Below are 26,281 nucleotides of genomic sequence, written 5' to 3' on the forward strand. Positions count from 1 at the left end.
GTCGATATGACGATTCTGGCTCGCGGATGCAAGCCGTCGCTTGCTAGATGACGGCCATGGCCCTCCCCGCCCTCAACACCTTCGCCGGCAATCCGCTCGATCGGGCCGGTGATCTTCGCAACGATCCCGACTGGCTGGCCGAACAGGCCGCGAGCCCCGATGCCGTGGCCATGGTCCTGTGGGAGGGTCGACCGCTGCTTGAGGGGGCCGAGCCCCGGCTGGCCTGGCTGGCGCTGACCCATGCGCGGGCGGTGGTCCCGGACCGCGAGCTGTTCCTTGGTCTGTGGAAGGGGGCACCGTGCTTCGCGGTCGAGGTCGAGGGCTCCGCCGATCCGGCAGCGGGACCGCTGGCCGGGCTGGGCGCGTTTCATGAAATGCGCGAGGCGGCGGCCCTGTTGTCGGGCGCCGACGCGGCCATGGCGGGGGCAGCCAAGTCGTTGTTCGACTGGCGGCGGCGTCACGGCTTCTGTGCCAGTTGCGGGACCGAGAGCCAGAATGCCTGCGGCGGCTGGAAACGGGTCTGTCCGGCCTGCGGCGTCGAGCATTTTCCGCGCGTCGATCCCGTGACCATCATGCTGCCGGTGTTCAGGGGCGGGGCCGAGCCGATCTGCCTGCTGGGGCGTCAGGCGGCCTGGCCCGAGGGGCGGATGTCGGCACTGGCGGGGTTTCTGGAGCCCGGTGAGAGCATCGAGGAGGCCTGTGCCCGCGAGATCGCCGAGGAGGCGGGGCTGACGGTGACGGCGGTGCGCTATCACTCCAGCCAGCCGTGGCCGTTTCCGTCGCAGCTGATGATCGGCCTGATCGCCGAGGTCGACAGTATGGACGCCCATCCGGACCAGACCGAGCTGGAGGCCGTGGCCTGGCTGACCCGGGACGAGGCGCGGGCCTGTCTGGCGGGGACGCATCCCGCGATCAAACCACCGCCGAAATTCGCCATCGCCCGGACCCTGCTGCAGGCGTGGGTGGACGGGTTTGAGGTCGAGTGAGGGATTAGGAATTAGGGATTGGGAATTAGGTTCATTCTCCTATCGCGTGAATTTATTTCACGTTATGATTGATCGCCTTCGAAGGGGGAGACGATGACCCGATCCCATCGAGAATTGACCGTCTGGCGTAAGGGGCTCGATCTCGCCTGTCAGGTCTACGAGCTCACCCGCAAGATGCCGAAGGAAGAGATTTATCGGCTGTCCGGGCAGATCATCCGCTGCTCGGCCTCCATTCCGGCCAATATCGCTGAAGGTAATGCCAGAGGCACGCGACGGGACTACGCCCACTTCGTCAGCATCGCCCGGGGCTCAGCCGCCGAACTGGAGACGTTTCTGGTGATCATCAAACGCTTGGGTCTCGCCCCACAAGACGATGTTGACCACCTGATGGTCCAAGCCGAGGAGGTTGGGCGGATGCTCAACGCACTTCGAGCCAAGCTCACCCCTAATCCCTAATCCCTAATCCCTATTCCCTCATGCCCCCCGGCCAGCGCCCGCGCCGCCGCCAGATCATCCGGATTGTCGACCGACAGCGGGGCTTCTGCGATGACCGCGGCCCAGATCTGAAGGCCCATTTCCAGCGCGCGCAGCTGTTCCAGCTTCTCGCGGCGCTCGAGGGGCGACGGCGTGGCGGCGCAGAAGCGTTCGAGCGCGGCGCGGCGGTAGCCGTACAGGCCGATGTGTCGCCAGACCGGCGCATCGCCGAACAGGGTCGAGCGGGTGAAATAAAGGGCGCGGCCGTGGTGCTGACCGTCGGACAGGGCGACGACCGCCTTGACCACATCGGGATTGGTCCGGTCAGAGGCGTCGGCCTCGGGCGCGATCAGGGTGGCGATGTCGCAGGCCGGCTCGCCGTGCAGCAGGGCGGCGCAGGCCGTGGCCAGCCCGGGATCGGCGAACGGCATGTCGCCCTGCAGGTTGATGATGGCGTCATGTCGGCCGTCGGGATCAAGGACTTCGAGGGCGGCGCGGATACGGTCGGACCCGGACGGCAGGTCTGGATCAGTCAGGACGGCCACGCCACCGATCGCTTCGATCGCCGCGACGATGTCCCGGTCCCCCGCCGCCACGGCGACCGGAAGGCCCGACAGCGCCGCCTGCTCATAGGCCCGCACGATCATCGGCTTGCCGCCGATGTCCGCCAGCGGCTTGTCGGGCAGGCGGGTCGCGGCCATGCGCGCGGGGATCAGGATCAGAGGATTCACGTTCGGTCCTGGAGCAGGTTGGGGGTGCGACGCTCCGGCGACCTTCCGCCGGTTGCGAAGGCCGCGCTAGCGTGTAGAAGACCACCACGCAAGAATTGGCCTGCCGGTGATCCGGTCGGCCACCCCGTTACGGCCAATGAAAAAGTGAGACGACGCGCATGAGCGGCGATCTGAAGTTCAACAAGATTCTGGGTGCCGGCTTGGCGACCGCCCTGGTCATCATCGGCCTGCCGCTGGTGACCGGCGCAATCTATCACAGCGAGGCCCCTGAAAAGATGGGCTATTTCGTTGACGCGCCGGAAGAAGCCGCTGCCGGGCCCGCCGAGGTCGTGCTGCCGCCCGACTGGGGTACCCTGCTTCCGGCCGCCGATCTCGCGGCCGGAGAGGCCGCCTTCGCGCGCTGCCAGGCCTGCCACAACAACGTCGCCGGCGGGGCCAATGGTATCGGTCCGAACCTGTACGGCGTGGTCGGTGGTCCGGTCATGCACGCGGCTGGCTTCGCCTATTCCGAGGGCATGGCCGCCCACAAGGGCGTGGCACCCGCATGGGGCTATGACGAGATGGATCAGTTCCTGACCAACCCCGGCAAGTACGTACCGGGCACCAAGATGTCGTTCGCCGGCATTCGTGACACCGCCACCCGCACCAATCTGATCGCCTATCTGCGCAGCCAGGGGTCGGGCGGCATGGCCATCCCGGCACCCGATCCCGCCCGCCAGCCCGGCGCTGCCCCTGCGGCGGCTCCGGCCGAGGGCGCGGCCCCCGCCGCCGATGCCGCCGCCGTTGCGGCTGATCCCGCCGCGGCGGCCACGCCTGCCGCGCCGCCGGCCTGATATCTGACGGTCATCGACCTGGGATGAATGGAAAAGGCGGTCTTCGGACCGCCTTTTTCTTTGGTTGTCAGAATCGTCGAATGACGGGGGTCGCGCCGTCGGTTCCGCGATGCCGGGCGTCGGCCTCGGCGAAGGCTTCGATGACCACGGCGCCGTGATGGCCGGTGGCGTGCAGAACGTGATCCGGATCCAGCATGAGGGCGGCATGACCGTTCCAGGGCCCCTCGCCCGGAGAAAGCCAGACGACCAGATCGCCGCGGCGCGCCTCCGAGATCGGGACGCCGACCCCTAGCTCTGCCTGCTGGTCCGAATAGCGCGGCGCGGCACGGCCGCAGGCGTAGAGAACCTGCTGGACCAGGCCGCAACAATCGGTGCCCTGCGGCGTCCGGCCGCCGAGGCGATGCGGCGCGCCCACGAACCGCTGGGCGAGGGCCACGGCGTCGACGGCGAAGGTGCCGATCGCGGCCACGCCCGCCTGCGTGCCGACGACCAGGGCATTCAGCGGCAGGGCGGCGTCAACCGTATCGATACAGTGGGTCGGGAGCGGTGCGCCCTCGGCCAGGGCGGAGACTTCGATCCAGCCGACGACGCCGTCCCGGCGCGCCCGGCCCCAGACCCGGTCGCCGCGCGTGTCGAGCACGTCGAAGGCCTCGCCGAAGATCAACTGGTCGACAGGATGCTCGCCGGCCGTAGCCTCGGCGTGGATGTCGGCGACCGGAATTGCGCAATGCATCGCCCGCACCGCGCGGAAGGCGGAGGCGCGAACAATCCCCTCCAGCGCCTGCTCGGCCAGATCGGGCCGGGCGAGGGTGGTGCGGGGATCAAGGCTGGCGGCAGCTGCGGTCAAACGTGGGCTCGTCCGATTGAGGAAGCATCCTGCCGCACGAAGGCGAAAGTCCCGTTAATGGCGGACCGACCGACGCATATCTTGAAACAAGCCCGTGAAGGCCCAGTTCAGACCTTCGCGATCGCGGAGCGGCAGATGCTTATCATTCTCGGGCTGGTGACGTTGGCGTTGGCCGTGATGCTGGCGTCCCCGGACAGCGCGCCTGGCCGGGCCCTGAGACGCGGGCTGGTCGAGACCCCCGCCCGTGCACTCAATCGCCTCCGGCGGGGCAAGATAGTTTTCTTCGTCCTGCTGGCGGCCGCGGGGCTCACGCTGGCGTTGCTGTTCAAGGCGGACGGCCTGCGCCTGTTCGGATTGATGCTTCCAGATCTTTTGGTCTGGTTCGCGGTGTTCGACGTGGGCGTCTTCATCGACGCCCTGCTGATCGCCGGAGCCGTGCTGGGCGCGAACGGACTGAGGGTGGCGCGAGCGCGGGTCTCGGCCCTGTCCGGCGAGATCGTCCTCTTCCTCAGGCGTCGGGGCGCACGGGTGCGGCGACCGCGCCGCCCCGGATCACGTCCGCCGGGCAAGGCCGTCGATGACGACGGACCGGGATGGGTGCATCAACCCGTCGGATACCGCGCCTTCAGCATGGCATAGCAGGCCCGCAACGCCTGCGCCTCGCCGCCCTCGGGCCAGCCAGGACGCGCCCGCGAATTCCAAGCGAAGATGTCCATATGGGCCCAGGCTCCGGTGGTGGGCGCGAACCGTTGCAGGAACAGGGCGGCGGTCACCGAACCGGCCTGGGCCCAGGCAGCCGAGTCGTTGCGCAGATCGGCGATCTCGGTCTCCAGCGCCGCGCGATAGCCAGGCCACAGCGGCATCCGCCACAGCGGGTCGCCGACGGCGCGGGCGGCCTCCAGCAAGTCAGCGGCCAGGGCCTCGTCGTCGGTATAGAGCGGCGGCAGTTCCGGCCCCAGGGCCACCCGGGCGGCCCCGGTCAGGGTGGCGAAGTCGAGCGTCAGGTCGGGACTGTGCTCGCTCGCGCGGGTCAGGACATCGGCCAGGATCAGCCGGCCCTCGGCGTCGGTGTTGCCGATCTCGATGGTCAGACCCTTGCGACTGTTCAGAATGTCCCCGGGCCGGAAGGCGTCGGCCGAGATGGCATTTTCGACGGCGGCCACCAGCACGACCAGGCGCACGGGCAGGTCCGCCTGCATGACCAGCCGGCCGAGGGCGAGCGCATGGGCGGATCCGCCCATGTCCTTCTTCATGTTGCGCATGCCGGCGGCGGGCTTGATGTCGAGGCCACCGGAATCGAAGACCACCCCCTTGCCAACCAGGGCGACCAGCGGCAGGTCGGCGCGGTCCAGGTTCCAGCCGATCTCGATGACCCGGGGCGCGCGATGGGCCGCGGCGGCGCGGCCGACGGCGTGGACAGCGGGGTAGTTTTCCTCCAGCAGGGCGTCGCCGGTGACTACCGAGATCGTGGCTCCGGAATCTGCTGCGATCTCGCGGGCGATGGTCTCGATCTGCAGGGGCCCCATGTCGGCGGCGGGCGTATCCACCATCTCGCGCGCGAGGGCGCAGGCCGAGGCGATTCGCAGGGTCGCCACGAGATCGAGGCCCTCGGGGGCCACCAGCCGCACCTTGTCGCGGTCGGGGCGGGGCTTGTAGCGGTCGAAGACATAGGTCCCCAGCACGAAGGCCAGGGCGGCCTTGCGGGCATCTTCCGGTTCCGCCTCCAGACGATAGAGGCCCGGCGGCAATCTGGCCGGCAGGGCCCGCACCGACATGGGATCGAAGGTCTCGCCCGCCCCCACCAGCACCGCGGCGATCCCGCCGCGGCCGTCCGGCGCGACCAGAATCTGGCCGGGCTTGCCCTTGAAGCCATTGGCATCGGCCCAGCCGCGCGTCGACTCGTCGATCCGGCCCGCGGGCCCGACGAACCGCACGGGAATGGCCCCTTCCGTCTCGGTGGTCAGCAGGTCGGGGTGCAGAGCGGACATGGACGACGGCCTTTCCGGCCGGCGGCGGCCGATCTTAACCAAGGATTGACGCGAAGAGCCGAGTCTGGCCCTCGAACCTTCCGGAGCGCCTCCATGTCGCGCACGACCGCCTCTATCGCAATCCTCGTCCTGTTTTCGGCCGCCGCCGGATCGGCCCTGGCCGAACCGGTCACGGCGCAGGCCAACGCCCGGACGCCGGCTTCCGCCCAGCCGCCGGTCGCCGCCACGCCGCGCCAGCCCGCCAGCGCCGAGGTGCGCGCGGCCTATGACCGATCGGACGCCCTGAGCCGGTCGGTGTTCTGGACGGATCAGGCGGACATCGATCCGCGCGACCCCGTCGCCGGGGTCAGGGCGGCGCAGGCGCTGCGCGACCTGGGCCGTTACGATCAGGCCGCCGAGACCGCCCAGGGCGTGCTGGTGATCCAGCCCGGAAACGTCGACGCCATGCTGGAGGTGGGTCGCGCCCATCTGGCGCGGGGTCAGGCCTTCTACGGGGTCGCCGCCCTGGAACAGGCCCGCACCGCGCGGCCGGGCGACTGGCAAGTCTGGTCGTTGCTGGGAACGGCCTATGAGCAGGTCCGCCGGCCCGACGACGCCCGAGCGGTCTGGGCCCAGGCCCTGGCGATCTCGCCCGACAACCCCGCCGTCCTGACCAATATGGCCATGTCGGCCATGACCCAGGGCGATGCCGCCACCGCCGAGCCCCTGTTGCGCCGCGCCGCTGCCCAGCCCGGCGCGTCCCTGAAGGTGCGGCTGAACCTGGCCATGGCGCTGGGTCTGACCGGCAAGATGGCCGAGGCGGAACAGATCCTGCGCCGCGACCTGCCGCCCGAGGCCGCCGACGCCAATCTGCAATGGCTGCGGGACCGGGCCAACAGCACCGGCGTCGATCAGGCCCGGACCTGGGGCTCGCTCCAGGGCGGCTGATCACCTATATTCGGACCATGATCGACGAGCTCTACAGCGCGCGCATCCTCAAGCTGGCGGCCAATCTGCCGCACAGCGGACGGCTGGCTGCGCCTGAGGGCACCGGCGAACGGATCGCCAGACTGTGCGGGTCGAAGGCGACCGTGGATGTGACGCTTGACGACGCCGGCCGGGTTCTGACGTTCGCCCAGGATGTGAAGGCCTGCGCCCTCGGCCAGGCGGCGGCGGGCGTGCTCGGCGAGACTGTCATCGGCGCGTCGCTGGACGAGATCGTCGTCGCCCGTGACGCCATGTCCGCCATGCTGAAACTTGGCGGCGAAGGTCCGACAGGCCGTTTCGAGGGTCTGCGCGCCCTGAAACAGGTGGCCGACTATCCGGCCCGCCATGCGTCGACCATGGTCGCGATCGAGGCGACGGTGGATGCGATGCGGCAGGCTCTGGCTCGCAAAAGCCCCGATACACGAACTAGCCTCGCCGGTGCGGCCTAGGCCCGTTGCCCCTTCAGCCATTGCGGGGGATAAGCGCGGCGACATGGCTTCCGGCGAAAATCTCTATGAACGCGGCGTTCGGCTGGCCCATCGCGGCTACAAGCTGACGCTGTCGCCCCTGATCGGGCAGCAATGCCGGTTCCTGCCGACCTGTTCCGACTATGGCCGGGACGCGCTGATCCAGCATGGACCGATCAAGGGGGGATGGCTGACGGTCAGACGCCTCTGCAAATGCCAACCCTTCGGCCAGTCGGGCTACGACCCGGTTCCGCCGCCTGTAAAGACGAAGACATGATCGATCTCAAATTCCCCGACGGTGCCGCGCGCCAGTATCCCGATGACGCCACGGGCCGTGACGTGGCCGCCTCCATCTCGCCGTCGCTGGCCAAGCGCGCGGCGCTGGTCGCCCTGAACGGCGAACAGCGCGACCTGGATCGCCCCTTGGGCGGTTCAGGCGACTTCAAACTGATCATGCGCGACGATCCCGAGGCGCTGGAGACCATCCGCCACGACGCCGCCCACGTGCTGGCCCAGGCGGTGCAGGAGCTGTTCCCCGGTACCCAAGTGACCATCGGCCCGGCCATCGAGGACGGCTTCTACTACGACTTCTTCCGCGAGGAGCCGTTCTCGACCGACGACTTCGCCGCCATCGAGAAGAAGATGGCCGAGATTGTCGACCGCGACGAGAAGCTGGTCCGCGAGGTCTGGGAACGCGATGCCGCCATCGCCCTGTTCGAAGGCAAGGGTGAAACCTTCAAGGCCGAGCTGATCCGCGATCTGCCGGGGACGGAGACCATCACCACCTATCGGACGGGGACGTGGGTCGATCTGTGCCGGGGGCCGCATTTCCCCTCGACCAAATTCGTCGGCAAGGCCTTCAAACTGACCAAGCTGGCCGGGGCCTACTGGCGCGGCGACCACCGCAATCCGCAGCTGCAGCGCATCTATGCCACGGCTTGGGCCTCGAAGGAGGATCTGGACGCGTATCTGCTGCGCGTCGAGGAGGCCGAGAAGCGCGACCACCGCAAGATCGGCAAGGCCATGGGCCTGTTCCACATGCAGGAGGAAGGCCGGGGCATGGTCTTCTGGCATCCCAAGGGCTGGGAGCTGTGGCGCGTGCTCGAAGCCTATATGCGCCGCCGTCTGGACGCCGCCGGCTATGTCGAGGTCAAGACGCCCCAGGTGCTGGACCGGACATTCTGGGAGAAGTCGGGCCACTGGGAGAAATACCGGCCCAATATGTTCGTCTGCGAGACGGTCGAAGGCGAGACCCTCAGCCTCAAGCCGATGAACTGTCCGGGTCACGTCCAGATCTTCGATCAGGGCCAGCGGTCCTATCGCGAACTGCCGCTGCGCATGGCCGAGTTCGGGGCCTGCCACCGCTACGAGCCGTCGGGGGCCCTGCACGGCCTGATGCGGGTGCGCGGCTTCACCCAGGACGACGCCCACATCTTCTGCCGCGAGGACCAGATCGTCGAGGAGACGGAACGGTTCATCCGCCTGACCCAGATCATCCACGCCGATCTGGGCATGACCACGCACGAGATCGCCCTGGCCACGCGGCCCGAGGTGCGCGCCGGCTCTGACGAGTTCTGGGACAAGGCCGAGGCCATGCTGGGCGAGGCCGCCCGCCTGGCCGGGGTCAATCCGGTCATCGCCGAGGGCGACGGGGCCTTCTACGCGCCCAAGCTGGACTTCATCGTCAAGGATGCCATCGGCCGGACCTGGACCTGCGGCACGCTGCAGCTCGACTATGTGCTGCCCGAGCGTCTGAACGCCGAATACATCGGCGAGGACGGCCAGAAGCACAGGCCGGTCATGCTGCACCGGGCCATCCTGGGGTCGTTCGAGCGGTTCATCGGCATCATGATCGAGAACTACGCCGGGGCCTTCCCGCTCTGGCTGGCCCCGACCCAGGCCGTGGTGGCGACCATCGTCTCCGAGGCCGACGACTATGCCCGCGAGGTGCAGGCGAGGTTCAAGGCCGCCGGCCTGCGGACCGAGCTGGACCTGCGCAACGAAAAGGTCGGCTACAAGGTCCGCGAACACTCGGTCGGCAAGGTCCCGGTCATCGCCGTGGTCGGCAAGAACGAGGCCGAACAGCGCACCGTCGCCATCCGCCGCCTGGGCTCACAGGCCCAAGAGGTGGTGACGCTGGACGAGGCCATCCGCATCCTGACGGAAGAGGCCACACCGCCGGATCTGCGGCCGGCCTGATCCGGTCCGGGAAACAAAAAGCCCGCCATCGTGATCGCGGTGGCGGGCTTTTCAATGGGTGGTCAAGCGACGGTTACAACAGCCGCTTGCGCATCGCCTGGGACAGCATGTCGATCAGGGTCACGGCGACCACGACCACGATGACGATCGCCGAGACGTCGCGGAAATCGAAGGCGTTCATGCGGTCGAACAGCACCTGACCAATACCGCCCGCCCCGATCAGGCCCAGCACGGTGGCCGAGCGGCTGTTGGACTCGAAACGGTACAGGGCGAAGGAGGTCCACAGCGGTGCCACCTGCGGGATTACGCCCCAGACGATCTCATGCAGCTTTGACGCGCCCGTGGCGCGCACGCCCTCGACCGGGCCCTTGTCGATCGACTCGACGGCCTCCGAGAACAGCTTGGCCAGAACCCCGGCGGTGTTCAGGGCGATGGCGAGCACGCCGGGCAGCGGGCCCAGGCCGACGGCGACGACGAACAGCAGCCCGATCACCAGATCGGGGATGGACCGCAGCATGTTCATCAGCCAGCGGACGGGCGTGACGACCCATACGGGCGCGATGTTGCGGGCGGCGGCCAGACCCATCGGAATGGCGGCGAAAACGGCCAGGAACGTGCCCCACAGAGCGATCTGCACCGTCTCCCACATCTTGGCGACAAAGATCCGCCAGTCGGTGAAATCGGGCTTCAGCAGCTCCCGGGCGAAATTCTGCGTCGCTTCGGAATTGGTGAACAGCTTGGTGATGTTGGCCAGATCCACGGCCTTGACGCTGTAGATCAGCACGGCGGCGACGCCGCCCCAGATCAGCAGATCCAGCAGCCACGAGCCGAGCGGCTTGGACGGCGGCTTCGGGATCGCGGTCGCGGCCGGTGGGACGGTGCCGTCGGTCAAGGCTGGACCTCGCGCAGGCTGCGCAGGCGCTGCAGTTCACGCTCGGCGGTCGCGGCCGCGGCGGTATCGCCCTTGGCCTTGGCCTCGTTCAGCTTCTGGTCGGCGACCATTTCGCGGATGGGGTTCAGATAGCCGTCATCGGCGGCGTTGAAGCGGGAATATTCGAGGCCCGACAGCACCTGACGCTGGCGGTCCGCCTCGACACCCTCGCCCTGGCCATAGGTCAGGAAGAAGCTGCGGATCTTTTCCTTGAGCACAGGGTCCAGATCCTCACGCACCAGAATGCCACTCTCGGGGATCGGAGGCGATTGCCAGATGTCCTGGATCTGGGCGGCGACCTGCGGATTCTGCTTGGTCATGAAGACGGTGTTGACGGTGTTCGACGTCGCCACATCCAGCACGCCCGAAGCCACCGAGAAGGCGTTGGACTGGTGGTTGGCCGAGCGAACGGTCTTGAAGCACTGGGCCGGAACGATGTTGCGGGGATTGAACAGGAAGGCCATCGGGGCGAGCGTGCCCGAGGTCGACTGCGCATCGCCGATGCCGAAGTCAAAGCGCTTGCCGCAGGCCAGAACCTGCTCAAGCGTGATGCCCGAGCCGGCGCGGACGATCAGGGTCGAGCGATAGCTGTCCAGCCCTTCCTTGTTGACCGTGCGGGCGATGACCTCGGCGTTGGCGCGGTCGATGGCCTCGACCGCGGGCTTGGCGGAGAACCAGGCGACCTGGGTCTGGTTGCCGCGCATGGCCTCGACCAGGACGGTATAGTTCGAGCCGAAATAGGGTTTCACCGGCACGCCGATGGCCTTGGACATGTCGTCCAGCAGCGGCTGCCACAGCGGGCCGGCCGAGGCCTGGCCTTCCGCCGACAGGATCGAGAAGGTCAGTTCGGTCGGTGAGGCCGAGGACTTGTCGTCCCCGCCTCCACAGGCGGCGAGGCCGAGGATGGCGGCGGCAGTGGCGGCGATCAGGCCGAGACGGCGGGTGACGGTCATGCCTTGGTTTCCCAGAACGCGTCCTCGAACTCGGGACCGTAGATATCGATAAGCTGCTTTGTGTCGAGGCCGGTCGCCGGTCCGTCGTAGACGATCTGGCCGGCTTTCAGGGCGATCACCCGGTCGCAGTAGCGGATGGCATAGTCGACCTGGTGCAGGGTGACGATGACGCCGAGTCCATCGCGCTTGTTCAGCTCGACCAGCAGTTCCATCACCTTGCGCGCGGAGACCGGATCCAGCGACGCGACGGGCTCATCGGCGAGGATGGCCTGGGCGCCCTGCACGAGGGCCCGGGCGATGGCACCCCGCTGCTGCTGGCCGCCGGACAGGGTGTTGGCGCGCTGGGCGGCATAGTCGGACACGCCGACGCGGTGCAGGGCCGCCATGGCCCGCTGCTTGTCGGCCTTGGGCCAGGCACCGAGGAAGCCTTGCCAGCCCGGCAGCCGCCCGAGTGCACCCAGCATGACGTTGGAGAACAGGGACAGCCGGCCCACCAGATTGAACTGCTGGAAGATCATGCCCAGCTTCTGGCGCGCGGCGCGGGTCGCGCCGGTCGTGCGGCCGTTCTTCTGGACGGTTTCGCCGAAGACGGTGATCACGCCCTTTCCGGGATCAATGGTCTGCAGGCCGGTGATCGACCGCAGCAGCGTCGACTTCCCGGACCCGGACGGGCCGATGAGGGCCACCATTTCTCCGGCCCCGACCTCGACGGACACGCCGTTCAGGGCCTTTCGAGCGCCGAAAGTCTTGGACACGTCCCTCACGGACGCGACGGCGGCTGTGGCAGAGGTCATGGACACGCTGAAGCGGTTGCAAGGGCGCGCCGCATGGCCCGATCAGGCCCGCGAGGCAAGTCTTAATGACACGTCCGCGAGGTTTTCGTCCAGCGGAACAGCATCAGAGCCGCACCGGCGCGTCGGTGCCGTCGCCCGGCCAGCCGCCGCCAGAGCCCTCCGCTCCGCCCTCACGCACAAAGGGGAAAGCCCCGGGCGCGGTCCGACCGTGCAGGCCGGTCCGGGGCGCGGGGAAGAGGGCCCGCGCGCCGGTCGTTCAGCACCCTGACGAATCTCCTGCAAACTCAATGACTGCCCGAAAAAAACCGCTTTACATGACAGTCGCGTGACCCTACATCGCGGCTTCCGGCGGACCCCGTGGTCTGACACTATGCGCTGCTAACGCCGGCTGGGTTCAACAATTACAGGGGTTTACGTGAATTGCGCACGTATCCATTTCCCCTGGACCTGGTCCGCGAGCGGTCCCCTGAACGTCCCGTCGCACTCGTGCGGCCGCGTTCAGTTTCCGTAGCGGCGCGCTGGTTCCAGGATAATCTAAAGGCCGACGTCTTCTATGCTGTGAAGGCCAATCCCTCGCGCTGGGTCATCGAGACCCTGGTCGAGGCGGGCGTGACTGCGTTCGACGTCGCATCGTTGTCAGAGATCGAACTGGTCCGTTCGGTCAGCGCAGGCGCGCGACTGGCCTTCATGCATCCGGTCAAGAGCCGGGGCGCGATCACCCGCGCCTATTTCGATCACGGCGTCCGCACCTTCTCGCTGGACAGCCATGACGAGTTGCAGAAGATCCTCGACGCCACCGGCAATGCGACCGACCTGAACCTGCTGGTCCGCATGACGGTCTCGGCCGATGGTGCCGCCTATTCGCTGTCGGGCAAGTTCGGCGTCTCGCCGGATCAGGCCCCGTCCCTGCTGCTGGCCACGCGCCAGGCGGTGGTCGACGGGCTGATGGGTGTCTGTTTCCACGTCGGTTCGCAGTGCATGCGTCCGTCCGCCTATGAGGCCGCCATGGCCCAGGTCGGCCGTGCGATCAGCCGCGCCGGCGTGATCGTCGATATCGTCGATGTCGGCGGCGGCTTCCCCTCGGTCTATCCGGGCATGGTGCCGCCGGACATGAGCGAATACGCCGACGCCATCCACCGCGGCTTCGCCGAGATGCCGGTCACACACACCACCGAACTGTGGTGCGAACCCGGCCGGGCGCTGGTGGCCGAAAGCTCGTCGGTGCTGTGCCGGGTCGACCTGCGCAAGGGTGACGCCCTGTATCTGAACGACGGTTCGTACGGCTCGCTGTTCGACGCGACCCATTCGCGCTGGCCCTTCCCGACCAAGCTGGTCCGGGACGGAGATGCATCGGCCGACCTGAAGCCGTTCCGCTTCTACGGACCGACCTGCGACTCCATCGACCACATGCCCGGCCCGTTCTGGCTGCCGGCCGATGTGCAGGAAGGCGACTTCATCGAGATCGGCATGCTCGGCGCCTATGGTGTCGCCATGTCCACCGGCTTCAACGGCTATGGCGAGCACGACCTCGCCATGGTCGGGGACGCGCCGATGGCCTCGCTCTACGGCCTGGCCCCGCGGTCCATTCCGACCGTGCGCACCACGGCGGAAGAGACCGCCCGCAAGGTCGTTCGCCTGTCCCGTCCCAAGGGCAAGGCCGGCCAGCGGAAAAAGCAGCGGCGCTAAACCGTCGCTTTCGCGTTGTAATCAGCAGCGGCCCGTCGCTCCGTCCGGGCCGCTGTTTTCTTTGACGACGGGCGCTCAAACCAAAGGGAAACCCTTGCAATGAACGCTCCCGTTCAGACCAACCAGAAGGCCCAGCTGCTCCAGAACACCGTGGAGCACGTGGACATCACGTCCTTCGACGCGCGTCCGATCATCGACGCCATGCGCAAGATGTCGTTCTCGAGCCGCGACACGGCCCGGGCCGCCGACATCTTCAACATGGCCATCGAGGATGCGGACTGCTCGCCGTGGCTGATCCTGGCCGGCTCGACCTCGGCCGGCGGCTGCATGCATGTGTACCGCGACATGGTGAAGTTCGGCATGATCGACGCCGTGGTCGCCACCGGTGCCTCGATCGTCGACATGGATTTCTTCGAGGCCCTGGGCTTCAAACACTACCAGGCCGCGGGCGAGGTGGACGACAACGTCCTGCGCGAAAACTACATCGACCGGATCTACGACACCTATATCGACGAGGAAGAGCTTCAGGCCTGCGACCACACCATCCTGGAGATCTGCAACCGGCTGGAACCGCGCGGCTATTCCTCGCGCGAGTTCATCTGGGAGATGGGCAAATGGCTGAGCGAGGGGAATGCGAAGAAGCCCGGTTCGCTGATCCAGACCGCCTATGAAGAAGGCGTGCCGATCTTCTGCCCGGCCTTCGTCGACTCCTCGGCCGGCTTCGGTCTGGTCAAGCACCAGAAGGAGCGGATCGCCGAGGGCAAGCCGTATCTGATGATCGACGCGGTCGCGGACTTCCGCGAACTGACCGACGTCAAGATCGCAGCAGGCGTCACGGGCCTGTTCATGGTCGGCGGCGGCGTGCCGAAGAACTTTGCCCAGGACACCGTCGTCTGCGCCGAGATCCTCGGCGTCGAGGCCGAGATGCACCGCTATGCGGTCCAGATCACGGTCGCCGATGTGCGCGACGGGGCCTGCTCGTCCTCGACGCTCAAGGAGGCGGCGTCGTGGGGCAAGGTCCAGACCACGCACGAACAGATGGTCTTCGCCGAAGCCACCACCGTGGTGCCGCTGATCGGTTCCGACGCCTTCCACCGCGGGGCATGGAAGAACCGGGACAAGCGCCGCTGGAACAAGCTGTTCGGCAAATAGGCCGCGTCAGATCTGAAGCGACCACGAGAGCCGGGATTTCGATCCCGGCTCTTTTCGTTCGGGAACCGGCAGGGCACCCGGCCGCTTCCTGTGGCGAAGGAGCTCCGCCATGACAGACGAGAACCAGACCCCCGACGCCCGCGAGGCCGAGGATATGGGAGAGAAACCTGATCCGGGTCGCAAACCCGATGCCTTGGGCAGAGCGCTGTCGGGCTCGGGCATGGGCTCGGACACCCGCGCCGGATCGTTGCAGGGCGGCGCCTCAACCGGGTCGGACGACGATCCCGATCAGGCGGCCATCGACGAAATGCTGGCCAGCGAGGGCATGGCCTCCGCCGATCCTCAATCGCCGTCGACAGCCGACCCGAGCCCGATCAAAAACACCGGCGCGGATTCGACCGGCCCCGAAGGCGAACCCGTCGACGGTGGACGCGGCGAGGCCGACGCCGCGTCCGGCTGACGGCTGCGGCATCCGCGCCTTGGCAAGGGCGCGAACCCGCCTTGCCGCCGCCGCACGCTTGGGTCACGGTGCGAGCAATCAACACAGTCTTTTCAAGGACGATACGGGATGAAGCGCATGTTTGCGGCCGCCGGATTGACGGCGGCCCTGGCGGTGGCGGGTTGTGGCCAAAGCCCCGCGCCGGAGTCCGCGGCCGCCGATGACGCCGCGGCCGACGCTGCGGCAGGCGCGGCCCCCGTCGCCGCGTCAGCCTCCCCGGAACCACCCGCGGTCGCCGCCCGGCCCGCCGCGACCGGCGCGCCGGCATTCGCCGTCATCTATCCGGGCGGGACCCCGACGGGGCCCGCCACCGTCGCCCAGGGTCCCGCTGGCCCCGGCGGCATCGTCAGTTTCACCACGGCATCCTCGCCCGACGCAGTGATCGCCTACTATCGCAAGACCGCAGAGACCGCCGGCCTGTCCTCGGTCATGGCCATGAACCAGGGCGACGCCCGGGCCTATGGGGCCGCGGCCGAGGACAACAGCGGCAAGTTGCTGCGCGTCGTCGCCACCCCGGTGGACGGCGGAACGACCAGCGTGCAGCTGGACTGGACCACCGGCAAGTGAACCAGGGGGCGGCGCTGGCGGCCTGTCTGCTGGTGGGTGCCTGCGCCTCGGCCGGCGCGCCCGCGCCCATCGCCGCGGCCCCGGGGTATCTTGACGCGGCCTCGATCCGGTCGCTGGCGGACGCCGCGCCCGCGCCGGCACCGTGGGATCCCGCCGGTGCCTTTCCGGAGCCATCGGGAACGGACCGCTGGTGGCTGGCCACCGCCCATGCGGAGCTGAGACCGCCGGAAGCCGCCCAGCATTTCGATTGCGTCCTGGGGACAAGGCTGGCAGGGGCTCCGCGCCCGGCGCTGACCCGGCTGATGAACCGGCTGCTGACCGACGCCGACAGCCTGACGCGTATCCTGGCGGAAACGGCCCCCCGTCCGCGTCCGATCAAGGCCAGCGCGGGGCTGCAGCCCTGCGTGCGGGTCAATGACGCCGTCCGCGACACACCCTCATGGCCGGCGGGTGCCGCGGTGGTGGGGTCGGCCTATGGAGACCTGTTCGCGGCCCTCGCGCCTGACCGGGCCGAGGGCGCGCGCCGGATCGGACGCGAGATCGGCCTGAGCCGCGTGGTCTGCCGCATGAACTGGCCGGGGGATGTCACGGACGGGGCCGTGCTGGGCCAGCGGCTGTTCGCGGCCGGGGCCCGGTCAGCGGCCTTTGCCGCCGACCTGGAGGCCGCGCGCGCGGAGGTCGCCGCCGCCCGGGCGGAGGGCCTGTCCAATCCCGGCTGCGCCGCCGAACGACGGGCTCTGGGTCAGGCGGGACGCGGCGCGACCAGCGAGCCGTAGAGGTCGGTGCGCCGGTCGCGGAAAAAGCCCCAGGCGGCCCGGTGCCGGTCGACGTAGTCGAGGTCGAAGGTGTGGACCAGGGCCCCCTCGTCATCGCGACCGAAGCTCTCGACCAGATCGCCGCGATGGTCAGCGATGAAGGATGAGCCGTAGAAGACCTGGCCCGCCTCGGTGACCTGCTCGTGCCCCGTCCGGTTGGCACCGACGACCGGGACCACGTTGGAGACGGCGTGCCCCTGCATGGCACGGCGCCAGGGCTCGGCGGTGTCCAGTTCCTTGTCGTGCGGCTCCGAACCGATGGCGGTCGGATAGAACAGCACCTCGGCCCCCTGCAGCATCATGGCGCGGGCGGTTTCGGGGTACCACTGGTCCCAGCAGATGCCGACGCCGATGCGGCCGTGCCGCGTGTCCCAGACCTTGAAGCCCGTATCACCGGGCCGGAAATAGTATTTTTCCTGATAGCCCGGGCCGTCCGGGATGTGGCTCTTGCGATAGACGCCCAGCGCCCGGCCGTCGGCGTCCAGCATGACCATCGAGTTGAAATAGTGCGGCCCCTCGCGCTCGAAGATCGAGACGGGAATGGCGACGCCCAGTTCGGCGGCGACCGGCTGCAGCGCGATCACGCAAGGATGTTCACGCCAAGGATAAGCGGTGGCGAACCATTTCTCTTCCTGACTGACGCAGAAATAGGGGCCCTGGAACAGCTCTGACGGCAGGATCACCTGCGCGCCCTTGCCGGCGGCCTGACGGACCAGGTCGATCGTCTTGTCGATATTGGCCTGCAGGTCCTCGCCATAGGAGGTCTGGAGGGCGGCGACGGTAAGGGTGCGGGTCATCACGCCGGCTCCTGCTGGGTGATACAGTGGAACGATCCGCCGCCGGACAGGATGGCGATGGACGGCAGCAGGATGATCTCGCGGTCCGGGAAGACCGTGGCCAGACCCTGACAGGCCAGATCGGCGGCACGGTCGTCGCCATAGGTGGGCAGGATGACGGCCCCGTTGGCGATGAGGAAATTCATGTGGCTGGCCGGCACGGGCTTTTCGTCCCCGTCGCCGACAAAGCCGGGCGAGGGCAGGCGCAGCAAACGGATCGGGGCACCGGTGGCGTCCGTCATCTCTGACAGCGACCGCGCCACGGTGTCGAAGACGTGGTCGTTCGGATCGCCCCGGCCCCATGCCACCGGACAGGCGACGACGCCCGGGGCGACGAACCGGGCCAGGTTGTCGACGTGGCCGTCGGTGTGGTCGTTCAGCAGTCCATCGCCCAGCCACAGGACCTTCTTCGCGCCGAGGGCACCGGCCAGCGCAGCCTCGGCCGTTACCTCGGTCCAGCCGGGATTGCGGTTGGGGTTCAGCAGGCACTGGCGGGTGGTCAGGATCGTGCCCTGTCCGTCGTGGTCGAGAGCCCCGCCTTCGAGGATGAAATCGTGCCGCTCCAGCGGAACGCCGGAGGCCGCGCCGATCTGGCCGGCGACGGTGTCGTCGTGCTCCAGTTCATACTTTCCGCCCCAGCCGTTGAAACGGAAGGCGGCGGCCGTGGCCGAGCCGGCACCAAAGATCGGCCCGGTGTCGCGCAGCCAGATGTCACCGAACCGGCCGTCGACGATCTCGACATTGGCGACCCCGGCGAAACGGGCCCGGGCGTCGTCCAGAGTTTCGGGCTTGCCGACCATCAGCCTGACGGTCTCGCGACCGGGGCCGGCCAGGGCGCGGACCAGGGCCTCGACCTCGGCCTGCGCCGGTTCGAGGTTGTCTTCCCAGAGCTCGGCATGGCTGGGCCAGCCGACCCACATCGCGCGGTGCGGGGACCATTCGGCGGGGATGGGTGCGTGGTTCATGGGGCCTCGTATCGGCGAATGACCGATCGCGCCAGATAGGGGGCGCAGGGTCCGACTTCAACGCATGGGCACCGGGGACGGCCCATGGAAAAAGGGCGGCCTGTAAACAGGCCGCCCTCGTTCGTCGTGGCGTCAGGCGTAAAGGTCTAGAACTTCATGCCCAGGGTGATCTGCGCGGTACGCGGCGAACCGATCGAATAGGTCCGTGCGGCACCGCCCCGAAGCGGCACGCGGGCATCCGGGCTGATCGACGAGGCAAGGCCGTTGTTGCCGGTCGAGATGTTGCCCAGATACTCTTCGTCGAACAGGTTGTTGATGTTGACCTGGACATAGGCCCCACGGATGCCGAAGCGATCGGTCAGGTCATAACGAACGTCCAGATCGGCGACGACGTAGGAGTCCGAGACTTCGTCGTTGACGTCCGTTGCGAAGCGTTCGCCCACGTATTTGGCTTGCAGGCCGACCGACAGATCCTCGGTCACGTCCCAGTCGCCGCGGGCCGAGAAGGTCCAGTCCGGGGTCTCGACCAACGTCTTGCCCTTGGTCGACAGGAAGGTCGGGATCAGCAGGGGAGCCGCGGGAGAGGTCGGGCAGGCCGGGGTCGAGAGGGCGACCTGGGTCAGGTTGGTGCAGCTGAAGTTGCCAAGGAACAGGTTTTCCTGGAGCTCGCTCTCGTTATACGACGCCGAAAGGTTCAGGGCGAAGCTGTCGGAGAAGATGTAGCCGACCTGGCCGTCGAAGCCCTGCTGCTTCACGGAACCCACGTTGCGATCGATGATGAGGTCGAACGTCGGGTTGGGGGTGACGCCATCGTCAAGGAACTGGGCACCGTCACGCGAGCTGACGATGCGGTTCTCGAACTCGATATACCAGACGGCGGCCTGGACGATCAGGCGCGAGTCGCGGAAGCGATAGCCCAGGTCATAGGCCTTGGTCGATTCCGGCTGCACGGTCGAGAAGTCGATCGAGTTGTCCGTCACGTTCCGCACGGGTTGGTACAGGTTGTCCGTCCGCGGCACCGACAGACCCTCGGCATAGCTGGCGTAGACGCTGTGACCTTCGCCGAAGCGGTAGACGGCACCGACGTTCGGCAGGATGTCGTCGAACTTCAGCTGGGCCTGGTAGGGCGGAATGAACTGGGTCGTGCCGGTCGAGGCGAAGGTCACGTTGCCGCTGGCCAGCGTCGAGGCCGGGGTTTCGGTCGTGCAGCGAACCGTCGAGGTGCCGTTCTGCGAGAAGCAGTACTGGTTCAGGTCGCGGGTGAACCGGGGTGCACGCACGCCGACGTTCACGGTCAGCGAGTCGTTGAAGAAGTCGCCGATATACTCGACGGCGAACTGCTGCAGCTCGGCGATCGAGAAACGGTCACGGAACCGGTAGGTCGAACCATCGCGGCCGGTAACAGCCGAATCCGGCGCGTTGAAGGTGCTGAACGGATCAACCGGATCGGCGTTGCGGCTCATGAACGAGCCCTCGCCGGTCTGGCGGTGACGGCCGTAGTCGAGCGAATAGGCGGCGCGAATGCGGTTGCTGTCGTTCAGGTCCCAGATCAGCGACGAGTTGATGCCGTAGCGATTGGTGTTGGTCACCGACGGTGCATAGACGTGAACGTTGTCGCAGGTGTCGCCGTCGCCGTTCAGGTCGCGGCCGGTGGTGTTGAACAGCGGCAGCGCGCACTGTTGTATGGGCGTCAATGCGCCGACGCCGGTCGTGCCGGTAAGCAGGTTGAGGCCGGTCGTGCTGTTGTTGTTCAGGCGGTTCTGGTCCAGTCGGTCGTCACGCTCGTTCAGCAGGCTGGTGGTCGTGCCGCCCGTCGCCAGGACGTACTGGTAGGACGGGTCGAAGGTGAAGCGCAGGTTGTCCGTCAGCGCATAGCTGAACTGGCCCCGGATGTTGCCGGTATCGGAGGGGTTGATGCGGTTTGCGATGGCGCTCGTGCAGTTGCCGGCGATGGTCGAACCATCGGACAGGATCCGCGAGGACTGGGTGTTCTCGTCCTGGACCGTGCCGTTGGCACCGAGGGGACGGAAGCAGGTGATGTCGTTCTCGAGCGGCTCAACGCCCGAGGCGAAGTTCGCCAGGGTGTAGTTGTTGAAGAAGGCCGCGTTGCGGTTGCGGTTGTAGTGTCCCGCCAGGCTGGCGAAATTCCCGTCGCCGCCGAGGTCCTGATAGACCTTGCCGTTGAACTGGGTCTTTTCCAGTTCGCCCGGTCCGCGGAACTTGTCGTAGTTGGTGTAAGAGGCCGCAACGAACGCCGTCGTGCCCCAGGGGCCGAAGGCACCGGTGTCGGCGCGCAGGAAGACGCGGCCGTAGTTGTTCTCGCCGATCGACGAATTGACCTGCACGCCGGCTTCTTCCAGCGGACGCGCCGAGAGGAAGGAGATGGTGCCGCCGGTGGCCGAGGCGGTTGGGCTGTCGACGTCAGTCGTGCCCTGGTTGACCGAGGCGCGCTGGATCAGTTCCGCGTCGAGCTGCTGGTTGGTGAACACCGCGTAGTTGCCGGTGTCGTTCAGCGGCATGCCGTCGAAGGTCAGCGAGACGCGGTTGCCGTCAAAGCCGCGCAGACGGATGTTACCGCCCGAGTTGCCGTAGGGATCGCTGTTCACGAAATTCAGGCCGGGGACCAGGTTCAGGCTCTGAAGGATCGTCTGGCCCGACGTCTGGGTCGAGATGAACTCCTGGCCGATGCTGGAGCGGGTCTTGGGGACCGTCTGGGCGATGATGCCGGTGATGGCCGGCGAGCGCGAACCCGTGACGACCACGGTGTCCAGTTCTGTGGCACCTTCGGTCGCGACCGTGCCCGAAGACTGGGCCGAGGCGGCACCGGCGACCAGAAGGCCGCTGAAGAGGGCCGTGGTGGCCCAGAACACGCGTTTGCGGTTCGTCATTGTCATCTGTCCTCGATGAAGATGGGCGCGTGCGCCCTGCGACCGGCGGTAGCCGATGGAAATCCCGCCCCCTCTAGGCGTGCCATCGGAAAGTGGGACGACATTCGTGTGACAGTGATATGACAGCCCGCGCGGGTGACACGGGAGACACAGTTCTGTGGGTCGTTTCGCTGTGGAGAAGACGGGTCGAGCGGCCCCGGCACGGATGCGGGGAGTGGTGGCTGGAGGCGGGCTCGAACCGCCGACCTGTGGGTTATGAATCCACCGCTCTAACCAGCTGAGCTACCCAGCCCCGATTGCTCGAGTCCCGGCGGGAACTGGTCTGTCCGCCGGAAGAGGCGTGCGTATATAGGCGGGCGCCGGCGGATTCAAGTCGATCAAACGACGGGTGCGGCGCGATGGAAGATGACGGGGCAGGACTGGAGCGGCTAGGCTGGCCGGGCTGTTTGTTCGATGTGCCATTCAGGGGATTTCCCATGCGCCTGCTCCCTCTCGCCGCCACGGTCGCCGTCGCAACCCTGTTCGCCGCCTGCGGGGCCAATGGACAGGACGCCGCCCCGGCATCGCCCGGTGCAGCGCTGGAAACCCGTCCCGCCAACGGCACCAGCCAGCAGCCCGCCTTCGCCGGTCAGACCCGCGCGCCCGGCGTGCGCACCCGGACAGCCATGGCCCACAGCGTCGTGGCCTCCGGGCTGGAGCACCCATGGGGCCTGGCCCTGCTGCCGGATGGTCGCTGGCTGGTCACCGAGCGGCCCGGCCGTTTGCGCATCATCACCCCGGAGGGCGCGGCCGGTGAGGCGGTCGCGGGCCTGCCCGCCGTCGATGCCCGCGGTCAGGGCGGCCTGCTGGACGTCGCGGTCGGCCCGACCTTCGCCCGCGACCGGCTGATCTACTGGAGCTATGCGGAACCGCGCGAGGGGGGCAACGCCACGGCCGTGGCGCGGGGCCGTCTGTCCGATGACGGGAGCCGGGTCGAGGGCGTGCAGGTCCTGTTCCACGCCCTGCCGACCTATAACGGCGACAAGCATTTCGGTTCGTCCCTGGCCTTTGACGGCGCGGGCCACCTGTTCATCACCCTCGGCGAACGCTCCGACTCGCCGATGCGGCCCCAGGCCCAGGACCTCGGTTCGCACATGGGCAAGACCATCCGCATCAATGCCGACGGCTCGGTTCCCGCCGACAATCCCTTCGTCGGCCGCGCCGGTGCCCTGCCGGAGATCTGGTCGCTGGGTCACCGCAACGTCCAGGGCATAGCCATCGCCGCCGACGGAGCCGTCTGGACCGTCGAACACGGCACGCGCGGCGGCGACGAGATCAATCTGGACCGGTCGGGGCTCAACTACGGCTGGCCGGACGTCGCCTATGGCATCGAGTACCGTGGAACACCGATCAATGCCGGTGACACGGCCCGTGAAGGCACCGAACAGCCCGTACACTACTGGGACCCCTCGATCGCGCCCGGCGGCATGACGCTCTACGACGGTGCCATGTTCCCCGGCTGGCGCGGCAATCTGCTGGTCGCCATCCTGAAGGACAAGCACATCGCCCGGCTGGTGATCGAGGGGAACCGGGTCGTCGGCGAGGAACGGCTGCTGACCGACCTCGGCGAGCGCGTCCGCGACGTGGCGGTCGGTCCCGACGGCGCGGTCTGGGCCATCACCGACGAACAGAACGGCAAGCTGGTGCGGCTGGCGACCCGCTGATCAGTCCCGCAGCAGTTCGTTCACGCCCGTCTTGGCCCGCGTCTGGGCGTCCACCTTCTTGACGATGACGGCGCAATAGAGCGACGGCCCGCCCTTCGGGTCGGGCACAGCGCCCGGCACCACCACCGAATACGCCGGGACCTCGCCGCGGAAGACCTCGCCGGTCGCCCGGTCGACGATGCGCGTCGAGGCCGACAGATAGACGCCCATGGCCAGGACGGCACCCTCGCGCACGATCACGCCCTCGGCCACCTCGGCTCGGGCGCCGATGAAACAGCCGTCCTCGATGATGGTCGGATTGGCCTGCAGCGGCTCCAGCACCCCGCCGATGCCGGCCCCGCCTGACAGGTGCACATTCTTGCCGATCTGGGCGCAGGAGCCGACCGTGGCCCAGGCGTCGACCATCGCGCCCTCGTCCACATAGGCCCCGATGTTCACGAAGCTGGGCATCAGCACAACGTTGCGGCCGATGAAGGCTCCCTGCCGCGCCACGGCTCCCGGCACCGCGCGGAAGCCCGCCCGCTCGAAATCGGTCTCGGTCCAGTGCGCCCATTTGACGGGGACCTTGTCCCAGTAGGGGCCGGGGCTCGGATCGGTGACCCCCATCGTCGCCCCGACCGGCGCGCCCATGCGCACGTTCGGATTGAGGCGGAACGAAAGCAGGACCGCCTTCTTCAGCCACTGATGCGTGGTCCAGACTCCGTCCGATCCGCGCGAGGCCACCCGGGCCTCGCCCGAGTCCAGCAGCGCCAGGGCCTGTTCGACCGCCTTGCGGACATCGCCGTGGGTCGAGACCGAGAGATCGGCCCGGTCCTCCCAGGCGGCTTCGATGGCGGTTTCAAGGTGCACGCGATCCAGCATCAGGCGTCTCCGGGCAGGCGGGCGGTGGCGAGGAAGGGGGCCAGCGAGGCGGCCCTGTGATCGACGAAGGGTGTATCGGTACCGACGGCGCGCGCACCGACCAGAACCGTCGTCATACCGATGGCGTGGGCCGGTTCAAGATTGCGCACCGTATCCTCAAAGAAGGCGGCCGAGGCCGGGGCGATCCCGAACCGTTCGGTCATGCGGGCAAAGGTGCGCGGATCGGGCTTGGGAATCAGGTCGGCGTCTTCGAGCGAGAACAGGCCGTCGAACAGATCGACCAGCTCCAAGCGCTCGATCACGCGGCGGGCATGGGCCGTCGAACCGTTGGTGAAGACGATGCGCGGCCCGTCCAGCCGCTCCAGGGCGGCGCGCAGGCCGGGGTCCGGCGTCAGCACGTCCAGCGGCACGTCATGCACCTCGGCCAGGAAGTCGTGGGGGTCGATCCGGTGGTGGGCCATCAACCCGGCCAGCGAGGTACCATAGTCTTTCAGATAACCCTTCTGGACCACCAGCGCCTCGTCCGCTGGCAGGCCGGAGGTGCGCACCACATAGTCGTTGATGCGCCCCTGGATCAGCCGCATGAACTGGCTCTCGGGCGGATACAGGGTGTCGTCCAGATCGAAGATCCAGCTGCGGATATGGCGCAGATCGGCCCCCGGTCCGGTCGCCCGCAGCGGCTCGGCGGTCATTCCGCCTTCACCAGGGTGCCGGCCCCGTGCTCGGTGAACAGCTCGACCAGCATGGCATGGGGCCGACGGCCGTCCAGGATGACCACCGCCTCGACCCCGTCGCGCACGGCCGCCATCGCGGTCTGAAGCTTGGGGATCATGCCGCCGGTGGCGACGCCGTCGTCGATCAGCTTCGAGGCCTCGCCCACGGTCATCTGGCGGATGATCTGGCCGTCCGCGCCCTTGACCCCCGCGACGTCGGTCAGCAGCAGCATCCGCTTGGCCTTGAGCGATCCCGCCAGGGCCCCGGCCACCGTATCGGCGTTGACGTTGAACGTCTGGCCGTCCTCGGCCACGCCGATGGGCGCGATCACCGGCACCCAGTCCGCGTCGGATTCGAGCAGCCGCACGATCAGCTTGGGATCGACCTTCGTCGGCTCGCCGACCAGACCCAGATCGACCTCGTGCTCAATCATACTGTCGGGATCACGCCGGGTCCGCTTGGTCTTCTCGACCGTCAGCAGGCCCGCGTCCTTGCCGGACAGGCCGATGCCGCGGACGTCGGCTTCACGCCCGGCCATGGTGATCCAGTGGGCGATTTCCTTGTTGACCGCCCCGGACAGGACCATCTCGGCCACCTGCATGGTGTCGGCGTCGGTCACACGCAGCCCGTCGACGAAGCTGGACCTCACGCCCGCCTTGTCCAGCATGGCGCTGATCTGAGGCCCGCCGCCGTGGACGACGACCGGGTTGACCCCCATCAGTTTCAACAGCACGACGTCGGCGGCGAACTGTTTGGCCACAGCGCTCTCGCCCATGGCGTGACCGCCGTATTTGATCACCACCGTCTTGCGGTCATAGATCTGGATGTAGGGCAGGGCCTCGGCCAGCGTCTTTGCCGTGTCCCAGCCCCTGTCCTCGGATTGGCGTTCGGTCTCGTCCATGATGAGCGGGTCCGTAAAGCCAAGGCCGCCCGCTGTCATCATGAAACCGGATGGCCGCCGCACCGTTTCAACCGGCATGAACCCGCATGACATTGACGACCGTGACCTGACGCCGTCCAGCCCGGGAGACCCCGCGTCGCTGCAGAACCCGGATCCGACGCTGTGTCCAGAGTGTCAGGGCACGGGAGCGACAGCCTCCGGAGAGACCTGCGCCGTCTGCGAGGGGTCGGGCAGGGCGACCGGCAGGACCGGGGGCGGCTGAACCCTGCCGCGCACGTCTGCCTTGAATTGCGCAGATTTTCCGACTTGTAGCTATATGGCCACGCTGGCCGGTTATCGGCGGGACCATCTCGACCTCTGCGAATGAGGCTGTTAAGAGACCTCAGCGGCGGTTACTATCGCCGTCACAAAATTCACTTGGGCTGCGGAGGGCATCCACCCATGCGCGTAAAAACTTTCATCATGGCCACCAGCGCGGTCGGGGCTCTGGCCCTGTCAGCCGGCGCTGCGGCGGCTGAGCCGAAC

The 26,281-nt window shown here is 67.7% G+C and carries 26 protein-coding genes and 1 tRNA gene; 14 read left to right on the top strand and 13 right to left on the bottom strand.

The genetic code is table 11. The features are described 5' to 3' along the window. Positions 1–56: 56 nt before the first annotated feature. Both nudC and ACP7AS_RS12710 read left to right on the top strand, forming a co-directional pair. Positions 57–986 (top strand): NAD(+) diphosphatase, encoded by a 930-nt coding sequence (gene nudC / locus ACP7AS_RS12705; RefSeq protein ID WP_426029228.1) that lies wholly within the window; start codon positions 57–59, stop codon positions 984–986. Between the two features lie 93 nt (positions 987–1,079). Further along, the gene (locus ACP7AS_RS12710; RefSeq protein ID WP_426029229.1) at positions 1,080–1,442 is read left to right on the top strand and encodes a four helix bundle protein; all 363 of its coding nucleotides are present in this window, start codon (positions 1,080–1,082) and stop codon (positions 1,440–1,442) included. Here the strand turns inward: ACP7AS_RS12710 and ACP7AS_RS12715 are convergent. After that, positions 1,439–2,191, bottom strand: a complete 753-nt coding sequence (locus tag ACP7AS_RS12715; protein ID WP_426029230.1) for a 3-deoxy-manno-octulosonate cytidylyltransferase — start codon at positions 2,189–2,191, stop codon at positions 1,439–1,441. The genes ACP7AS_RS12710 and ACP7AS_RS12715 overlap by 4 nt on opposite strands. A 158-nt stretch (positions 2,192–2,349) precedes the next feature. Here ACP7AS_RS12715 and ACP7AS_RS12720 point away from each other — a divergent pair, with 158 nt between their 5' ends. Continuing rightward, entirely contained in the window at positions 2,350–3,024 is a 675-nt protein-coding gene (locus ACP7AS_RS12720) for a c-type cytochrome (protein WP_426029231.1), read from the top strand. Positions 3,025–3,091: 67 nt separating this feature from the next. Here the strand turns inward: ACP7AS_RS12720 and ACP7AS_RS12725 are convergent, their stop codons facing one another. Further along, positions 3,092–3,871, bottom strand: coding sequence for an NlpC/P60 family protein (locus tag ACP7AS_RS12725; RefSeq protein WP_426029232.1), 780 nt, complete (start codon positions 3,869–3,871; stop codon positions 3,092–3,094). Between the two features lie 135 nt (positions 3,872–4,006). On the opposite strand from ACP7AS_RS12725, the gene ACP7AS_RS12730 reads away from it, so the two are divergent. Beyond that, on the top strand, positions 4,007–4,510 hold the full coding sequence (locus ACP7AS_RS12730; protein ID WP_426029233.1) for a hypothetical protein: 504 nt from the start codon (positions 4,007–4,009) through the stop codon (positions 4,508–4,510). Here ACP7AS_RS12730 and ACP7AS_RS12735 read toward each other — a convergent pair. Further along, entirely contained in the window at positions 4,474–5,859 is a 1,386-nt protein-coding gene (locus ACP7AS_RS12735) for a leucyl aminopeptidase family protein (protein ID WP_426029234.1), read from the bottom strand. The two genes, ACP7AS_RS12730 and ACP7AS_RS12735, sit on opposite strands and share 37 nt — an antisense overlap. 93 nt (positions 5,860–5,952) lie before the next feature. Between ACP7AS_RS12735 and ACP7AS_RS12740 the strand changes: the two genes are divergently transcribed. From ACP7AS_RS12740 to thrS, 4 genes are read left to right on the top strand one after another with little or no spacing between them, the layout of a single operon-like run. Further along, entirely contained in the window at positions 5,953–6,786 is an 834-nt protein-coding gene (locus ACP7AS_RS12740) for a tetratricopeptide repeat protein (protein ID WP_426029235.1), read from the top strand. Positions 6,787–6,803: 17 nt separating this feature from the next. After that, positions 6,804–7,274, top strand: coding sequence for an iron-sulfur cluster assembly scaffold protein (locus ACP7AS_RS12745; RefSeq protein WP_426029236.1), 471 nt, complete (start codon positions 6,804–6,806; stop codon positions 7,272–7,274). Between the two features lie 43 nt (positions 7,275–7,317). After that, on the top strand, positions 7,318–7,569 hold the full coding sequence (gene yidD, locus ACP7AS_RS12750; protein ID WP_426029237.1) for a membrane protein insertion efficiency factor YidD: 252 nt from the start codon (positions 7,318–7,320) through the stop codon (positions 7,567–7,569). Continuing rightward, positions 7,566–9,491 carry a threonine--tRNA ligase gene (gene thrS / locus ACP7AS_RS12755; protein ID WP_426029238.1) on the top strand — a complete coding sequence of 642 codons (1,926 nt, stop codon included), beginning with the start codon at positions 7,566–7,568 and terminating at the stop codon, positions 9,489–9,491. The genes yidD and thrS overlap by 4 nt, the downstream gene beginning before the upstream one ends. 73 nt (positions 9,492–9,564) lie before the next feature. On the opposite strand, the gene phnE is transcribed toward thrS, so the two are convergent. The 3 genes from phnE to phnC are packed head-to-tail and all read right to left on the bottom strand — an operon-like array spanning position 9,565 to position 12,169. After that, positions 9,565–10,383, bottom strand: coding sequence for a phosphonate ABC transporter, permease protein PhnE (phnE, locus tag ACP7AS_RS12760; protein WP_426029239.1), 819 nt, complete (start codon positions 10,381–10,383; stop codon positions 9,565–9,567). Further along, on the bottom strand, positions 10,380–11,375 hold the full coding sequence (phnD, locus tag ACP7AS_RS12765; protein ID WP_426029240.1) for a phosphate/phosphite/phosphonate ABC transporter substrate-binding protein: 996 nt from the start codon (positions 11,373–11,375) through the stop codon (positions 10,380–10,382). The genes phnE and phnD overlap by 4 nt, the downstream gene beginning before the upstream one ends. Further along, positions 11,372–12,169: a phosphonate ABC transporter ATP-binding protein gene (phnC, locus tag ACP7AS_RS12770; RefSeq protein WP_426029241.1), complete on the bottom strand. Its 798-nt coding sequence runs from the start codon at positions 12,167–12,169 to the stop codon at positions 11,372–11,374. The genes phnD and phnC overlap by 4 nt, the downstream gene beginning before the upstream one ends. A 420-nt stretch (positions 12,170–12,589) precedes the next feature. Between phnC and ACP7AS_RS12775 the strand changes: the two genes are divergently transcribed. The 5 genes from ACP7AS_RS12775 to ACP7AS_RS12795 all read left to right on the top strand — a co-directional run bounded on the left by ACP7AS_RS12775 (position 12,590) and on the right by ACP7AS_RS12795 (position 16,849). After that, positions 12,590–13,855: a type III PLP-dependent enzyme gene (locus ACP7AS_RS12775; RefSeq protein ID WP_426029242.1), complete on the top strand. Its 1,266-nt coding sequence runs from the start codon at positions 12,590–12,592 to the stop codon at positions 13,853–13,855. 99 nt (positions 13,856–13,954) lie between these two features. After that, positions 13,955–15,007, top strand: a complete 1,053-nt coding sequence (locus ACP7AS_RS12780; protein WP_426029243.1) for a 1,9-bis(guanidino)-5-aza-nonane synthase — start codon at positions 13,955–13,957, stop codon at positions 15,005–15,007. A gap of 109 nt (positions 15,008–15,116) precedes the next feature. After that, positions 15,117–15,467 (top strand): ribonuclease, encoded by a 351-nt coding sequence (locus ACP7AS_RS12785; protein WP_426029244.1) that lies wholly within the window; start codon positions 15,117–15,119, stop codon positions 15,465–15,467. 108 nt (positions 15,468–15,575) lie between these two features. Beyond that, positions 15,576–16,073 (top strand): hypothetical protein, encoded by a 498-nt coding sequence (locus tag ACP7AS_RS12790; protein ID WP_426029245.1) that lies wholly within the window; start codon positions 15,576–15,578, stop codon positions 16,071–16,073. Next, positions 16,070–16,849, top strand: a complete 780-nt coding sequence (locus ACP7AS_RS12795; protein WP_426029246.1) for a PA-phosphatase — start codon at positions 16,070–16,072, stop codon at positions 16,847–16,849. The genes ACP7AS_RS12790 and ACP7AS_RS12795 overlap by 4 nt, the downstream gene beginning before the upstream one ends. Here the strand turns inward: ACP7AS_RS12795 and aguB are convergent. The 4 genes from aguB to ACP7AS_RS12815 form a co-directional block, all read right to left on the bottom strand. After that, a complete protein-coding gene (gene aguB / locus ACP7AS_RS12800) occupies positions 16,816–17,685 on the bottom strand; it encodes an N-carbamoylputrescine amidase (RefSeq protein ID WP_426029247.1) in 870 nt (289 codons plus the stop codon). The genes ACP7AS_RS12795 and aguB overlap by 34 nt on opposite strands. Continuing rightward, entirely contained in the window at positions 17,685–18,689 is a 1,005-nt protein-coding gene (locus tag ACP7AS_RS12805; protein WP_426029248.1) for an agmatine deiminase family protein, read from the bottom strand. Before ACP7AS_RS12805 ends, aguB begins: the two co-directional genes overlap by 1 nt. Positions 18,690–18,835: 146 nt before the next feature. Then, the gene (locus ACP7AS_RS12810; RefSeq protein WP_426029249.1) at positions 18,836–21,577 is read right to left on the bottom strand and encodes a TonB-dependent receptor; all 2,742 of its coding nucleotides are present in this window, start codon (positions 21,575–21,577) and stop codon (positions 18,836–18,838) included. A gap of 215 nt (positions 21,578–21,792) precedes the next feature. Next, a tRNA-Met gene (locus ACP7AS_RS12815) sits at positions 21,793–21,869 on the bottom strand. Between the two features lie 184 nt (positions 21,870–22,053). Between ACP7AS_RS12815 and ACP7AS_RS12820 the strand changes: the two genes are divergently transcribed. After that, complete coding sequence (locus ACP7AS_RS12820) at positions 22,054–23,280, top strand: PQQ-dependent sugar dehydrogenase (protein ID WP_426029250.1); 1,227 nt, start codon at positions 22,054–22,056, stop codon at positions 23,278–23,280. On the opposite strand, the gene dapD is transcribed toward ACP7AS_RS12820, so the two are convergent. The 3 genes from dapD to argB are packed head-to-tail and all read right to left on the bottom strand — an operon-like array spanning position 23,281 to position 25,756. Then, entirely contained in the window at positions 23,281–24,141 is an 861-nt protein-coding gene (dapD, locus tag ACP7AS_RS12825; protein ID WP_426029251.1) for a 2,3,4,5-tetrahydropyridine-2,6-dicarboxylate N-succinyltransferase, read from the bottom strand. Further along, complete coding sequence (locus tag ACP7AS_RS12830; RefSeq protein ID WP_426029252.1) at positions 24,141–24,833, bottom strand: pyrimidine 5'-nucleotidase; 693 nt, start codon at positions 24,831–24,833, stop codon at positions 24,141–24,143. The genes dapD and ACP7AS_RS12830 overlap by 1 nt, the downstream gene beginning before the upstream one ends. Further along, positions 24,830–25,756 carry an acetylglutamate kinase gene (gene argB, locus ACP7AS_RS12835; protein ID WP_426029253.1) on the bottom strand — a complete coding sequence of 309 codons (927 nt, stop codon included), beginning with the start codon at positions 25,754–25,756 and terminating at the stop codon, positions 24,830–24,832. The genes ACP7AS_RS12830 and argB overlap by 4 nt, the downstream gene beginning before the upstream one ends. Between the last annotated feature and the right edge of the window lie 525 nt (positions 25,757–26,281).

The sequence above is a fragment of the Brevundimonas sp. TWP2-3-4b2 genome, from assembly GCF_049897345.1.
Lineage (GTDB): Bacteria > Pseudomonadota > Alphaproteobacteria > Caulobacterales > Caulobacteraceae > Brevundimonas.